At 67.6% G+C, this 13,911-nt stretch carries 12 protein-coding genes; 6 read left to right on the top strand and 6 right to left on the bottom strand.

What is annotated here, in order from left to right; translation table 11 throughout:
* Positions 1–250: 250 nt before the first annotated feature.
* The 3 genes from LGT36_RS11120 to LGT36_RS11110 all read right to left on the bottom strand — a co-directional run bounded on the left by LGT36_RS11120 (position 251) and on the right by LGT36_RS11110 (position 3,887).
* Positions 251–1,528: a class I SAM-dependent methyltransferase gene (locus tag LGT36_RS11120; RefSeq protein ID WP_226094783.1), complete on the bottom strand. Its 1,278-nt coding sequence runs from the start codon at positions 1,526–1,528 to the stop codon at positions 251–253.
* A gap of 181 nt (positions 1,529–1,709) precedes the next feature.
* The gene (locus LGT36_RS11115) at positions 1,710–3,056 is read right to left on the bottom strand and encodes a geranylgeranyl reductase family protein (protein ID WP_226094785.1); all 1,347 of its coding nucleotides are present in this window, start codon (positions 3,054–3,056) and stop codon (positions 1,710–1,712) included.
* 264 nt (positions 3,057–3,320) lie between these two features.
* Positions 3,321–3,887 (bottom strand): DNA-3-methyladenine glycosylase I, encoded by a 567-nt coding sequence (locus LGT36_RS11110; protein WP_248642075.1) that lies wholly within the window; start codon positions 3,885–3,887, stop codon positions 3,321–3,323.
* A 282-nt stretch (positions 3,888–4,169) separates the two neighbouring features.
* Here LGT36_RS11110 and LGT36_RS11105 point away from each other — a divergent pair, with 282 nt between their 5' ends.
* The 6 genes from LGT36_RS11105 to LGT36_RS11080 all read left to right on the top strand — a co-directional run bounded on the left by LGT36_RS11105 (position 4,170) and on the right by LGT36_RS11080 (position 11,126).
* Positions 4,170–5,054 (top strand): methylenetetrahydrofolate reductase, encoded by an 885-nt coding sequence (locus tag LGT36_RS11105; protein WP_248642074.1) that lies wholly within the window; start codon positions 4,170–4,172, stop codon positions 5,052–5,054.
* A gap of 210 nt (positions 5,055–5,264) precedes the next feature.
* Complete coding sequence (locus LGT36_RS11100) at positions 5,265–5,693, top strand: OsmC family protein (protein WP_226264340.1); 429 nt, start codon at positions 5,265–5,267, stop codon at positions 5,691–5,693.
* 119 nt (positions 5,694–5,812) lie between these two features.
* Complete coding sequence (gene metE, locus LGT36_RS11095) at positions 5,813–8,122, top strand: 5-methyltetrahydropteroyltriglutamate--homocysteine S-methyltransferase (protein WP_226096104.1); 2,310 nt, start codon at positions 5,813–5,815, stop codon at positions 8,120–8,122.
* A gap of 165 nt (positions 8,123–8,287) precedes the next feature.
* Positions 8,288–8,641 (top strand): hypothetical protein, encoded by a 354-nt coding sequence (locus LGT36_RS11090; protein ID WP_226096106.1) that lies wholly within the window; start codon positions 8,288–8,290, stop codon positions 8,639–8,641.
* Entirely contained in the window at positions 8,638–10,587 is a 1,950-nt protein-coding gene (locus LGT36_RS11085) for an alpha/beta hydrolase (RefSeq protein ID WP_226096108.1), read from the top strand. Before LGT36_RS11090 ends, LGT36_RS11085 begins: the two co-directional genes overlap by 4 nt.
* Positions 10,584–11,126, top strand: coding sequence for a hypothetical protein (locus LGT36_RS11080; protein ID WP_226096109.1), 543 nt, complete (start codon positions 10,584–10,586; stop codon positions 11,124–11,126). Before LGT36_RS11085 ends, LGT36_RS11080 begins: the two co-directional genes overlap by 4 nt.
* A 169-nt stretch (positions 11,127–11,295) precedes the next feature.
* Here the strand turns inward: LGT36_RS11080 and LGT36_RS11075 are convergent, their stop codons facing one another.
* The 3 genes from LGT36_RS11075 to LGT36_RS11065 form a co-directional block, all read right to left on the bottom strand.
* On the bottom strand, positions 11,296–11,718 hold the full coding sequence (locus LGT36_RS11075) for a type IV pilin protein (protein WP_226096110.1): 423 nt from the start codon (positions 11,716–11,718) through the stop codon (positions 11,296–11,298).
* A gap of 170 nt (positions 11,719–11,888) precedes the next feature.
* Positions 11,889–12,446, bottom strand: coding sequence for a GNAT family N-acetyltransferase (locus tag LGT36_RS11070; protein WP_226096112.1), 558 nt, complete (start codon positions 12,444–12,446; stop codon positions 11,889–11,891).
* Positions 12,443–13,810 (bottom strand): MFS transporter, encoded by a 1,368-nt coding sequence (locus tag LGT36_RS11065; RefSeq protein ID WP_226096114.1) that lies wholly within the window; start codon positions 13,808–13,810, stop codon positions 12,443–12,445. Before LGT36_RS11065 ends, LGT36_RS11070 begins: the two co-directional genes overlap by 4 nt.
* Positions 13,811–13,911: the final 101 nt, after the last annotated feature.

Genomic DNA, 13,911 nt, shown 5'->3' with positions numbered 1-13,911 from the left:
GCGGTCGAAGCGCTACGGCGTGAGTACCGAAACCGGCGCGTCCCTCAGGGGTATGGGCGGCCCGCCGGTCACTCAACGCTACCTTCGTTACCTCCGCATTCCAAATTAGGTGGGGGTTTGCTGGAGCGGAGAACCTCGCGTCTCGCGGTGATCTGGGAACGGCGAGACGCAGGCCCCGGATGCCATCAACCACGGCCCGGAGATGCCGCGGCCACCGACGAGGACTCACCTGCGCCGGACCGCCCCCACCTCACGTCCGAGGTCCCGTTTCCCAGTCCGGTCGCAGAGGCATCCCGCTCGACCCGTTGTCGGCGCGGACGGCGAGGGTTTGGTGTACTTCGATCTCCCCCCGCTCGAACCCCAGGGCAGAGCCTGCGAGGTACAGCCGCCACACCTTCGCCCGGCCGGGCCCGGCCAGGGCGACCGCTTCGTCGTAGTGCTCCTCGAGGTTGCGCACCCAGGCCCGCAGGGTCAGCGCGTAGTGCTCCCGGAGGTTCTCGGTGTGCCGGACCTCGAACCCGGCGTGCTGCACAGCGGAGACGACCCGGCCGATCTCCTGGAGCTCACCGTCGGGAAAGACGTAGCGCTGCATGAACCCGCCGCGGGGCATGGGACCCACCCCGTGGGGTCGGCTGATGCCGTGGTTCAGGAGCCGACCGCCGGGCACCAGGAGAGAGCGCATGCGTGAGAAGTACTCGCCCAAGTGCGCGGTGCCCACGTGCTCGAACATGCCGATGGAACTGATCGCCTCGTAGGGCCCGTCCGCCACGTCGCGGTAGTCGCTCAGCCGGATCTCGACGCTGTCGCTGAGCCCGGCGTCGGCGACCCGGCGACGGGCGAGATCCGCCTGCTCACGGGAGAGCGTGACGCCTACCGCGTGCACCCCGTGATGGCGGGCGGCGTGCATGGCCATGCCTCCCCATCCACAGCCGACGTCGAGCATCCGCATGCCGGGGGCGAGCCCCAACTTGCGACAGATGAGTTCGTACTTGGCCTCCTGTGCGGCGTCCAGACCCACCGACGTGTTCTCCCACACCGCGCACGAGTAAGTCATCGTCGACCCGAGGAAGAGGCGGTAGAAGTCACCGGACACGTCGTAGTGATGGGAGATCGCCTTGGCGTCCCGCGCACGGCTGTGACGGCGCCCGTGTACCCGGATCTCTTCTGCCGGTCGTTCGGGTGCCCGCCGCACCCCACCGGCCTTGCGCACCAACCCCGGCACGGCGGCCCATGCCTGCGGGCGGCGGGCCGCCGCACCGAAGCGTTCACGCAGATCCAGTGCGGCGTAGATGTCCCCCTCGATGTCAATGTCGCCCGCGACGTAGGCCCGGGCGAAGCCGAGTTCGTTGGGCGAGTGCAACACTCGCTGTAGCGCTGCGGGTGACCGCACCACGATCGTTGCAGCGGCGTCGGCCGGTCCTGCATCGCTCCCGTCGTAGGCGCGTAGGGCTATGTCCGGGTCGGGACCCAGGATGACGGCGAGGGCGCTCGCCACACTTTTCTCGCCCTTACTCTCGCGACGACTCATCGCATCTCCCGCATCATCCCATCCTGATGGTGCCCCACTCACGGACGCCTGGCATTCCGGCTCCGCTCGCACGGGAGATGGACGGAGGAGTCACCCACGATCCCATCTTGTCCGCCTAGTGGACCGGCGTCAACCGGCACTCCTTTCGGGCCTCGGCGGCCGGGGTGGCACGCACGTCCGATCAGCGGAGACGCTGCGTCAGAGCGTGGAAGATCCGTTCCTTGGCGTCGCCGTGGGGATCGGTCAGGTTGCTGAGGATCGTGAACGCGAACCGCACACGCGCCGGACGGCTCAACCCGTGCTTGACAGCGGCGGCCATGACTGTTGGGTGATTGACAACTTTGAGGCACCAGCGCCCCAGGGCGAAGTACCCGCCGTAGGCGTCGTTGAGCACCTTGGGATAGGACTGGAGGATCCGTTCCTGTTCCTCCGGCTGGCGCCGAGCCAGGGCCCGCACAAGCACGTCGGCGGCGATCCGACCGGACTCTAGGGCATACGCGATGCCCTCCCCGGTGAGAGGGTTCACCATTCCGCCGGCGTCGCCCACGAGCATCAGTCCGGGGATATAGTGCGGCGTGCGGTTGAAGCCCAGGGGTAGGGCCGCCCCGGTCACCGGGGCGGTGCGCGTCTCCTCGACGAAGCCCCACTCCTCGGGCATCGGCGCCAGCCACGACGCGAGCAATGCACGGTAGTCCACATGGCGGTTCGCGCCCGGGGCGTTGAGCAGGACCAGACCGACGTTGCACGTGCCGTCGCCCATCCCGAAGATCCAACCGTAGCCGGGGAGCGCGCGGCCAGTCTCGTCGGTCAGGTTGAGCCATCCCTCCAGGTACTCGTCCGTGTGACGCGGACTCGTGAAATAGGTGCGCACTGCCACGCCCATAGGACGGTCGGCGCGGCGCGGTATCCCCGCTTCCACGGACAGACGGCTGGAGACGCCGTCGGCCGCGACGACGACCGGGGCGCGCAACACGATGTCCTCGCCTGTCTCGCTGACGGCGTCGCTGCGTCGCGCCTTCACGCCCGTGACGCGGCCGCTCCGCTCGTCGCGGATCAACCCCACAGCGGTGGTGTTCTGGTGGACGTGTGCGCCCGCCTCGGCGGCGTGGCGAGCGAGAGCGTCATCCATGCTCAACCGCGTGCGGACAAGCCCGTAGGAAGGGAAGGCCGCGACATCGGGCCAGTCGAGCTCGAGCCGGGCATCATCGGACACGACCCGAAGGCCCTCGGTTCGCATCCACCCGCCCTCCGAGTCGAGGTCGACGCCCATCGCGAGGAGCGCCCGGACCGCCCGTGGCGTGAGGCCATCCCCGCAGACCTTCTCTCGAGGGAAGGTCGACTTCTCGAGAAGAAGGACCTCCAGCCCGGCCTGCGTCAGGGACAGAGCGGTGCTCGAACCGGCCGGGCCAGCGCCCACCACGATGACGTCAGCCTCGGTGCCCTGCGCCGGTGGACCCGGCTGCGGCCCGACCTTCGGTCGTCCAGCCTTCCCCACCTGGGGCTCTCGCCTGCTCCCGGTGGTCGACATGTCCTCTCCTCTATCCTGCCGCAGTGCGCCGCCACGACGTGACGACTTCCACTGTGGACTGTACTGCGGATGCGCGGCAGCGGCTTTCTTGGGGTGGCACATGTCGTAGCCCTCGAATCGGGCAACTTCCTTCCGTACCAGGGACCCAGCGGACTCGGGGGACTGGTCGGAGCGAAAAATCGCATCTCGCGCCTTGGCCATCGCGACTGAGTTCATCGCGTGGGTCCAAGATGACCACGGCGTTTCCGATCAGACGGCGGTGACCTAGCGTGCCGCGACACACCCCTCAATGTGATCGTCCACCAGGCCGCACGCCTGCATCGCCGCGTACATGGTGGTGGGCCCCACGAACACGAAGCCAGCCTTCTTGAGTTCCTTGGTGAGCGCCACCGACTCCGGGGTCGAAGCGGGCACGCCCTCCCAGTCTGTGGGACGAGCGGCCCGCGGCTCGGGGGCGTGCGACCAGAACAGTTGGTCGAGCGACCCTCCCGCCTCCTGCAGCGCGACCACGGCGCGCGCGTTGATAATCGCGGCGTTGACCTTGAGTCGGTTGCGCACGATGCCCGCGTCGGCGAGTAGTCGTTCCACGTCGTCGTCCCCAAAGGCCGCGACGGCGGTTGGCTCGAAGCCGGCGAAGGCCGCCCGGAAGTTGTCCCGCTTGCGCAGGATCGTGAGCCACGACAGCCCGGACTGCATGCCTTCCAGCACGATGCGTTCGTACAGGGCCGTGTCGCCGTGGACTGGCACACCCCATTCACAGTCGTGATACGCCTCATACAGCGGGTCTCCGTTGCCAAAGCAGCGAGTGAGGTCGTTCGGTTCCGTGATCATGGCTCCAGTGTGGCGTGAGGGGCCGACGGGAGGCCCGGTGAGCTCCGGGGGCGGGGAGAGGCCACGCCTGGCCCGCCTGGGCACGACAGCCGTCTGCGGCACCCCTCCCTGCGGTGCGTCACGCACCCATAGGTGGCCTGCGCGCGGGCCTGGCGGTGCGTCAACGCACGCATAGGTGGCCTGCGCGCGGGCCTGGCGGTGCGTCAACGCACGCATAGGTGGCCTGCGCGCGGGCCTGGCGGTGCGTCACGCACCCGCGCGCCCGCGTAGTCTTGCCACGCCATGACGATCCGCGACCTCCTCGCCACCGAGCACACGACCCTGTCGTACGAGCTCTTCCCGCCGCGTACCCCCGCGGCCGAGGAATCGCTGAAGGACACCATGGAAGTGCTTGCCAGCACCCGGCCCGACTTCGTCTCGATCACATACGGCGCGTCGGGGTCGACTCGCTCGACCAGCCGCGGCGTGGTGCAGCGCCTGGCCGAAGCGCACACCATCCCGCCGCTGGCCCACCTCACGTGCGTCGACCAGAGCCGCGCGGACCTCGTCGCGGTGATCGAGGAGTACCTGGGCGAGGGCGTGAGCGACTTCTTGGCGCTGCGCGGCGACCCGGCCAAGGGTCAGACGAACTGGAGCCCCCATCCGGACGGGCTGCAGTACGCGTCCGAATTGGTTGCGCTGCTGCGAGAAGTCGCCGCGGCACACGGCCTGGACATCAGCATTGGCGTGACAGCGTTCCCCGCCCAGCACGCCTTCGAGCAATGGCGCCAGCAGGGACTCGACGTGCTGCGCGCCAAGCAAGACGCGGGCGCAGACTTCGCGATCACCCAGGTGTTCTACGAGGTGCCCCACTACGAGGCGCTCGTCCGCGACGCGGCCGCCGAGGGCATCGGCCTGCCGATCGTCCCCGAGGTGATGCCGCTCGTCTCCGCTCGCCGCGCCTATCGCGCCGCCGAGCTCACGGGCGTGCCCACGCCTGGCGAGCTGCTCGGTGCGCTCGAGGCCGCGGAGGACGACGCAACCGCGCTCGCGGCTGGCGTGGACCACGCGGCTCGCCTGTCGCGCGACCTGGTCGACGCAGGCGCACCTGGAATCCACATCATCACGTTCAACAGGCCCGAGGCCGCGTGCGCGCTCGTGGACGCTCTCGGACTGCGCCAGTCTTAGGGACGCCGTCACGCGGTCGTGCCGCCAAGCGCGCCGCCGCCAAGCGCGCCGCCGCCAAGCGCGCCGCCGCCCACCCCATCGTGCCAAAGTCACGGCCGTGGGACGCTACTACTCGTGAGCCCCGCACGGTGCGCAAACGAGTTCGGCTCACGCTGTAACTTCGGCGCAGGTGGTGCCGGGTGCGGCAGCCCACGTGCCACCATGGATCCCATGACACGCGACATCACCCCCCGCTCCGTAACGCTCACCCGCGATTCAGTGGGCGTCTACACCGTCACGAACGCAGCCGGCGCCTCGCTCCAATTCGGGCGCGGCCAGGGGCTACTGAGCCCCGTCGAGTTGCTGCTCGCCTCGGTAGCTGGCTGCTCGAGCCTTGACGTCGACATGATGACCACGCGGCGAGCCGAGCCGAGCAAGTTCGAGGTCACTTCTCAGGCCGACTACGTCCACGACGATGTCGAGGGCAACGTGCTCGAGAACGTGCGCGTGCTGTTCGACTTGGTGTTCCCGGAGGGCACCGACGGCGACAAGGCGCGCGCCCGCGTGGCGTCGGCGCTCAGGATCTCGCACGACAAGGAGTGCACCGTGTCGCGCACCATCGAGGCGCCCACGTCGGTCGCGCTGGTCGAGAAGAACTAGACCCACATTGGCCCGTGCGGGCCTCTCGGGCTAGACTGTGCCGCGCTGTCTCGGCGCGTGTATGAGCGTCGACCAAGCGCAATGGCGAGCCCGCCGCGCATGCACTCATGTGAGGAAACATGTTAGACGTCACCCCCGCGCCCTTTCCCACCGGAACCATCCTCGGCTACCCGCGCATCGGCGCGAATCGCGAGCTGAAGAAGGCGCTCGAGTCCTTCTGGAAGGGCGCCTCCACCGAGGCCGACCTCGAGGCGACGGCTGCCGCACTGCGCGCCGTCACCCGCGAGTGTCTGGCCGGCCTGGGCCTGGGCGCCGACACGAGTGCCATCCCCTCGAACTTCTCGTTCTACGACCACATGCTCGACGCGGCAGTCACGTTCGGCGCCATCCCCACGCGCTTCGCGGACCTGCGCGGCGCCGACGGCTCCGCCGACCTGGCCGCGTATTCGATCATCGCGCGCGGCGAGGGTGACAAGGCCCCGCTCGAGATGACCAAGTGGTTCGACTCCAACTACCACTACCTGGTTCCGGAAATCGGCCCGGAGACGGTGTTCGCGCTGTCGAGCACGCGCTGGGTCGACGAGTTTGTCGAGGGCAAGAACGCGGGCTTCGTGACCCGCCCCGTCATCACCGGCCCGCTCACGTTCCTGTACTTGGCGAAGGCTTCCGACGACGCCACCGGCGACTTCGACCCGGTCAGCCGCCTGGATGACCTGCTTCCCGTGTACATCGAGCTGTTGGCCGCATTTAAGGCCGCAGGCGCCGCGTGGGTCCAGATCGACGAGCCCATCCTGGTGGCCGACACCCACGCCGACCGCGCCGAGGTGCTCGCCAACGCGTCCCGTGTCTACCAGTGGCTGGGCGAGCAGACCGCGCGCCCCCAGCTCCTGGTCGCGGCGCCCATGGGCTCGCTCGACGACGCCCTCCCGGTGCTGGCCGCGACGCCGGTCGAGGCGATCGGCATCGACCTGGTGCGCGGCACCGTGCCGACGGGCGTGCAGCTGGACGGCAAGGTCATCGCGGCCGGTGTGGTCGACGGCCACAACATCTGGCGCACCGACCTGGACGCCGCGCTTGCGACCCTCAAGGCCGTGCAGGGGCTCGGGGCCACGGTGTCCGTATCCACCTCCACCTCGCTGTTCCACGTGCCTCACACCCTCACGGGTGAGGAGCACCTGGGCGAGGAGCTCATCAGCTGGCTCGCATTCGCCGACGAGAAGGTCGCGGAGATCGCCGCCCTCGCCACCGCGCTCACCGAGGGCGAGGACGCAGCGGCCGACGCCTTGGCCGCGGCCCGCGCAGCCCTCGCCTCGCGTAAGGCTCACCCCGGCACCAACCGCGCGGACGTGCGTGACGCCCTGGCCGCAGTCAAGCAGCAGGACTTCGCTCGTGCCGACTATTCGGTGCGCGCTGTGGCCCAGGCCAACCGCTTCCACCTGCCCGAGCTCGCGACCACCACCATCGGCTCGTTCCCGCAGACCCCTGAGATCCGCAAGGCGCGCGCCGCCTGGGCTAAGGGCGAGCTGAGCGACGCCGACTACGAGGCCGCGATGAAGGCCGAGATCGCCTCCGTCGTGAAGATGCAGGAAGACCTTGGCCTGGACGTGCTGGTCCACGGCGAGGCCGAGCGCAACGACATGGTCCAGTACTTCGCCGAGTTGCTCGACGGCTTCGATGTCACGGTTAACGGCTGGGTGCAGTCGTACGGCTCGCGCTGCACGCGCCCGTCGATCCTCTGGGGAGACGTCGCACGCCCCACGCCGATGACGGTGCGCTGGGCCGAATACGCGCAGTCGCTCTCGGACAAGCCTGTCAAGGGCATGCTCACCGGCCCGGTGACGATCCTCGCGTGGTCCTTTGTGCGCGACGACCAGCCGCTCGGTGTGACCGCCAACCAGGTCGCCCTCGCGCTCCGCGAGGAGATCGCCGACCTCGAGGCGGCCGGCATCGGCATCATCCAGGTGGACGAGCCCGCCCTGCGCGAGCTCCTGCCCCTCAAGAACGCCGACAAGCCTGCGTACCTCGACTGGTCGGTGAACTCCTTCAAGTTGGCCACGGCCGGCGCGAAGGACGACACGCAGGTGCACACCCACCTGTGCTACTCCGAGTTTGGCGAGATCATCGACGCGATCGATGGCCTTGACGCCGACGTCACGTCGATCGAGGCGGCACGCTCCCGCATGGAGGTGCTGCCCGCGATCAAGAGCCACGGCTACGCGCGCGGCATTGGCCCCGGCGTGTGGGACATTCACAGCCCACGTGTTCCCTCGACGGAGGAGATCACGGAGCTGCTGACTCTCGCGAAGGACTCGATCCCTGGTCAGCAGTTGTGGGTCAACCCCGACTGCGGCCTCAAGACGCGCGGCTACGCAGAAACCACCGCGAGCCTCGAGAACCTGATCGCGGCCACCAAGGCTATTCGCGCTTAAGGCTTGTCACGGCGGCCCGGTTGCTCCTTGCGGAGTAGCCGGGCCGTTGTCATGTCAGTGGGGTGACAGGACGCCGACGATGTTGCCGCCAGTGGCGAGTCTCGGGTTATCCACAGGGGAATCCTTCCCATCGGAGGGGAGGGCGATTTCGGGTAGTTTGCATTCATGAGGGTGGGGATAGACGTCCAGGGGGTCCTGGAGCTGAGTCATCGGGCGACGGTCAACGTTCAGGAGTGGTCGGCGGCGTCCGCAGCTGCGGAGCGCGCACATCGCGCAGCCGCACGGGCGGTGGCGGCGCTACCTGCCGTGTCCGGTCAATGCGCGCGCGTTCTCGGTCCTCGGGCGATGCTCGCCCAAGAGTCGATGACTGCGGCGGGGCTCACGGTGGAGGCTGCACGCAGGGGCGTGCTTGCCCTGCTGGAACAGGATGAGCAACTCGCGGCGAGGGTGTTCGCGACCGATGGCCTAGAAACGCACAACGGCCTCACGCCCTCGAACGCGCGTGTGGAGAGATCATGACGGCGCTCGTCTCCGTGCATGACGTCCCTGACCTGCCTGTTCAGCCGGACGCCGTGCGGGGCGCGGCCGACGAGCTTCGCCAGGCTGCAACCGAACTCGATGGCGCCGCTAACTCGCTCGAGGGAACGTGGGCGGGGGTTCCCGCCGTGCTGAGTTCCGCCCAGACGGCGCCGCTCATGGATCGGATGGCGCTGGCCACCAGCGCGGTCACCGAGGCGCGGGACGGCATCAAGCGAGCCGCCTTCGCGCTCGGTGATCTTGCGGACTCCCTCGCGTGGGCCAAGGCGCGCATCGAGTCTCTCGAATGCGAGGTGCCCGACCTGCGCAGGCAGGTGTTCACCGCGCGGCAGTCGATGGCAGAACAGTGGGGTATGCCGGTCTCGGATATGGACGATGCGTGGGGCCCAGGGCAGTTCGAGGCAAACGGTCGATTGTGGGCTGAGTGTCTGTCCGTAGGCGACCTCATCGAGACCGCCACCTCTGACTGCGTGGGCGCGCTTCAACGCATCGGTGATCCCGACGCACTCATGCTGCATGCGATGTCGGCTTTCCGGCACCCCAGCCCCGGCCCGCGTTCCGCAGTGGCGCAGGCCGACTTTGAGGCCGCCGTCATGATGTCGTTCTTGCGCCAGCTCGCGGCGAGCGAGGATGCTGATGCGATCCTCGCGTGGCTTGAGGAGCATCCCGATCTCGCCGAGCTTTTGTGGCTCTTTCCACCGCCGGCGGATCAGGTCGAGGTGTGGTGGTCGAACCTGGACCCCGACGCCACTCGGTCCCTCATCGAGCACGCGCCTCGCATGGTGGGCAACCTCGACGGCGTGATTCTTGCCGACAGGATCGAAGCGAACCGCTATGGGGTCCAGGACGAGATTGCCACGATCGACGCTCGTGTGGCCGACCTCAGGCAGCAACTCGCCGATATCCCAACGGACCGCGAACATGCCTACAACTACCAGGCCCGTCGCCAACGCATCGCGGAGGAGGAGGCCAGAGCGGACTACTATCGCTCCCTGATCGCGGTGCCGCCGGCCTTCGAGATGAGCGGCGGCGTGCCACGCCAGGTCGCCGGCACCCAGATTGTCGTCTTTGATCCCGCCCACGAGGCAATCGCGACCTACCACGGGTGGGTGGACCCAGTCACTGGCGGGATGCCGGACTGGGTGGAGCACGTGGTGGTGTCGGTGCCTGGCACCGGCAGTTCGGTGATGGGATTTGCCGACGCGCGGGCTGGGGACATCTACGTGGCGGCGAGCGATGAGAACGAGCCGACCGCCGTATTTCAGTGGTGCGGCGGCGAAATGCCGGGTGACATCCCCGAGGCTATCGACTCCTCCTACTCGCATGCGCTCGCACCGCGGCTCGCACGCTTCACCAACGCGATCGAGCTGCCTGTCGGAGCCGACGTCACGGCGGTCGGCCACAGTTACGGCGCCGCGACGCTCGGTTTGGCCGAACAGGCTGGACTGCGCGCGGACAAGGTGGTCTACGTGGCCCCGGCGGGGCTCGGTGACGGTGTGACGGGCTTGCGGGACTTCCCGCACACTGGCGACGCGCCGCACTTCTCGATGATGGTGCGCAACGACAAGGTGGTGGGACTCATCCAGCACCCGGAACAGGACTTCTTCGCTCCGCATGGGCCGAGCCCGCTCGTCACACCGGGGGTTGTCAGGCTCGAGACGGGACAGGTGGACGCCTCCGATCCAACCAGCACCGATCTGGAGGACTATTGGAAGGGCGGAAACCCACCTCACTTCGCCGGGCACTCTGCGCTGCTGGACCCTGGGAGCACGGCCTTCACCAATGTCATTGGCGTGGTGGTGAATGGAGAGGTGGAGCTGTATCGGCCCGATGACGTTCACGTTGTCTTGCCGGGCGATCGCGTGCTGGCTACTCACGGCAACGACCGTGATGACATCGACGCCAGATACATGACGGTGTCGCCGTGAGGTCCGCTCGCGCGGTGGCGGTGGCGGCGCTGGTGGTCGCAGTGACCCTGACCCTAGGAGGATGCGTGTCGGAGCAGAGCCGGTTAATGGAGTACCGAGCGACGGCCGAAGAGACCGCCCTGTTGGTGGTCGACGCCATCCCGCAGGAGGAGTTCACGGCAGAGGCGGTGTCAACCTCGGGCGTGCGCTACGGTGACACATCTCGCGCCGGACACCGTCCGTCAGATCCCGCCTACTGGAATGTTCGGCTGTACCTCGCGTTCTCAGACCAACCCGGTGTCGCCAAGGCAATGGGCGATCGCATCATCGCCGCACTCGAGTCCGAGGGGTGGGAGGCGAGGCTTGACGAGCGCGTGTCGGACGAGGAGGTCACCAAGTTTGCGTTCTCACGCCCCGACCTGGAAGGACGCTGGTATGCCGAGCTCCACTACAGCGAGGCGACAGACGAGCACGACGCGAACGGTTCATTCTTGATCATCACCCCGTACACGACTCTGGGTGACTACAACGAGGTAGAAGACATTCTGCGGAACTCGTAGACCCGGTGGCATCGAGGGCAACCGGTCATTGATTCGTCGTTGCGCTCGGGCGACACTTACCCGGACACCGAAAGGGAGTCCGACTCGGTCTACTGGCAGGTCGTCGACCCCGAGGCGCGCCGCCGCTTGACGTGGACGGAGGTAGAGGCGACCACGCGATGGCACCTTGTCACGAGCACTGGCCCACCTCCACCTTGCCTTCGGTGGACTCGAACTTGTAGCCGGGGTTCTTCGCGTGGTCTCCGCCGGGATGGGTCACATCAACACACCAGTCCTCGTAGTCGGTCCAGTGCAACGAACCGAGCACGACGCCGGGGGACAGGGAGCCGACGCTCTCGCCATCGAGGAGCACGGAGGTTCCGGAGACAGTGAGCAGAGGCGCTCCCACCTGATCCTCCTCAATCTCGCCAAGGATGCCCTTGGTGATCGCATTGAGGTCGGATTGTGCGGTGGAGTCGTGGGCGCGCTTCTGTTGGTCGAGGTAAAGGGGTATGGCAATGGCGGCGAGCACGCCGATGATGATCAAGACGGTAAGCATCTCGACCAAGGAGAATCCATCATCGGAATGCCGCCTCAGTGAGGCGATATTCATGTATTTTGCTCTTTCGCTGCAAGTCCCCAAAACGGGGTTAAGGGTGCCACGTCAGCACGACGTTGGCAGTCCAATCCTGGCCTGCCCGTGACGGATCCGCAACGGAAGGTGACGCACTCCCCGCCCCGGGGTCGGCATCGGCCAGGTGCGCGGTGAGGCCCCGCGGTCTGTCAGGCGTCGTAGGTGAGTTGCCAATAGCCGACATCGATCCATTGATCGAACTTGCGGCCGACTGCTCCGAGATGACCAACTTGCATCATGCCGAAGCGCTCGTGAAGAGCAACGGAGGCGTTGTTGGGCAGCGCGATCACGCCGATGAGTGCGTGAACGGGCGCATGGTGGCTGACGTCGGGCTCGAGTTCCTCGACGGCAGCGAACAGCGAGCCGTAGAGGGCGGTGCCTAGCCCGCGGCCCCTTGCATCGGGATGGAGATACACCGTCGTCTCAAGGGTGTGGTCGTACGCAGCGCGATCGCGGAAAGGGGACGCGTAGGCGTAGCCAAGGACCGCAGAATCGGCGCCCCCTTCGGTCGCAATCACGGCATCCTCTGCGACCAGCCACGGCAGGCCTGCGTCGAGGAGCTTGGCGATGCGCCTGGCCATCTCTTGGCTGTCGACGGGGTCGATCTCGAAGGTGATCACCGTGTCAAGCACGTAGGCGTTGTAGATAGCAGTGATGGCTGCGGCGTCGTCGAGACGGACGGGCCGCACCGTGAACGGGCGGGTCATGCGCTCATCATTCCAGTGACTCGTTGCCGGTCGGACTCAAGACTCGGCTCCCGAACCACCGTTTCGTCGTACGCGCGCTTGGCGCGCAAATACCGCCATGACGCGGCCATGATGAGCACCCCTGCAAGACCGGCGGCGCTCGTCACGCCGAAGCCATGCGACGCCCCGCCGCGCTCGACCATCACTCCCGTCAGCCACGCGCCGCCGGCGACGCCGAGGTCGAGACCGACACGCGTCCATGCCATGCCTTCCGTCATGCGAGACCGAGGGATCAGCGCGTGCACCACTCCGTCGCCCACCGCCATGGTCGGAGCGATGACCAGTCCTGTCATGAACATGAGAGCCCCGAGCACCAGCAGGTTGGGAGCGAAGGCGAACGTGGCCGCGCCAATGCCGCTCCCCGTGACTCCCCACAGCAGCCTCGATGCGAGAGAACCCGCCCACATGCGCGAGCCATACAACAGGCCTCCGGCCAACGAACCGAGGGCGAAGACCGCGAGAACGGGGCCCGACCACGACTTGTGACCGAGTTCCTCGGCGAGCGCCACGGTGGACGCGTCGACGGACGCGAAGAGCGCGCCTTGGGTGGCGAACACGACGGTCGTGATGATGAGCGCGGGAGTCGTCACCAGCAGATGTCCGCGTAACGGGTTGCGGTAGCGGCGGGGCCGCTTGCGCGCGCGTGCACCTTCAGGAACGAGTCCCACTCGCGGAAGCGAGCCGTCGATCACCGGCGCCATCGTGAGCGGCACTGTCCCAGCGTCGGCCCTGCGCGCGGGAGGCTCCGTCGATCGCAACGACAAGAACACGTACCCGCCGACCAGGAGCGTGAAAGCCGCGATGGCGCTGGGAAGCCACGACGCCACCGTCGTAGCGAGCACTGTGGCGAGCGCCGGACCCGCGATGAAGAGCACTTCTTCGAGCGAGCTCTCGAGGGAGAACGCCGTATTGAGGCTGTGCTTGTCGGGGACGATGTGGGTCCACCGGGCGCGGGTGAGCGTCGATTGGCTACCGCTGAGCGACACCAGGGGAGCCACGCTCAGCAACATCCACAGCGGCGCGTGCATCAACGCAGCGATCACCAGACCGCACCGAGCCGTCACTGACAGAGCGAATCCGATGCGCAACACGCGTGACTGGCCGAACTCGTCGATGAGTCGGCTGACTTGAGGCGCCAGGATGGCGTTGCCGATGGCGACGGCTGCGAGGACCGAGCCGGCGAGCGCGTAGGAGCCGTACTCGATCTGGACCAAGAGGAACGTCGCCAGCCCGGTCATGCCCATCTGGATGCGTGCCAGGAGGCCCCACCAGAAGAAGGCAGACGCGCCCGGCAGCGCCAGGATCTCGCGATAGCGCGCAAACATCAGAAGTCTCCGAAGAACACCATGGTTGCGCCCGCAAGCGCGAGTGTCACACCACCCGCGCGATGTGACCGGCGCATCATCCCGGGGCCTCGCAAGCGCGG

Origin of the sequence: Demequina sp. TMPB413 (assembly GCF_020447105.2) — a bacterium.
Taxonomy (GTDB): domain Bacteria; phylum Actinomycetota; class Actinomycetes; order Actinomycetales; family Demequinaceae; genus Demequina.
Note: the sequence above shows the minus strand (reverse complement) of the source record. Positions and strands in the feature narration are given on the sequence as shown.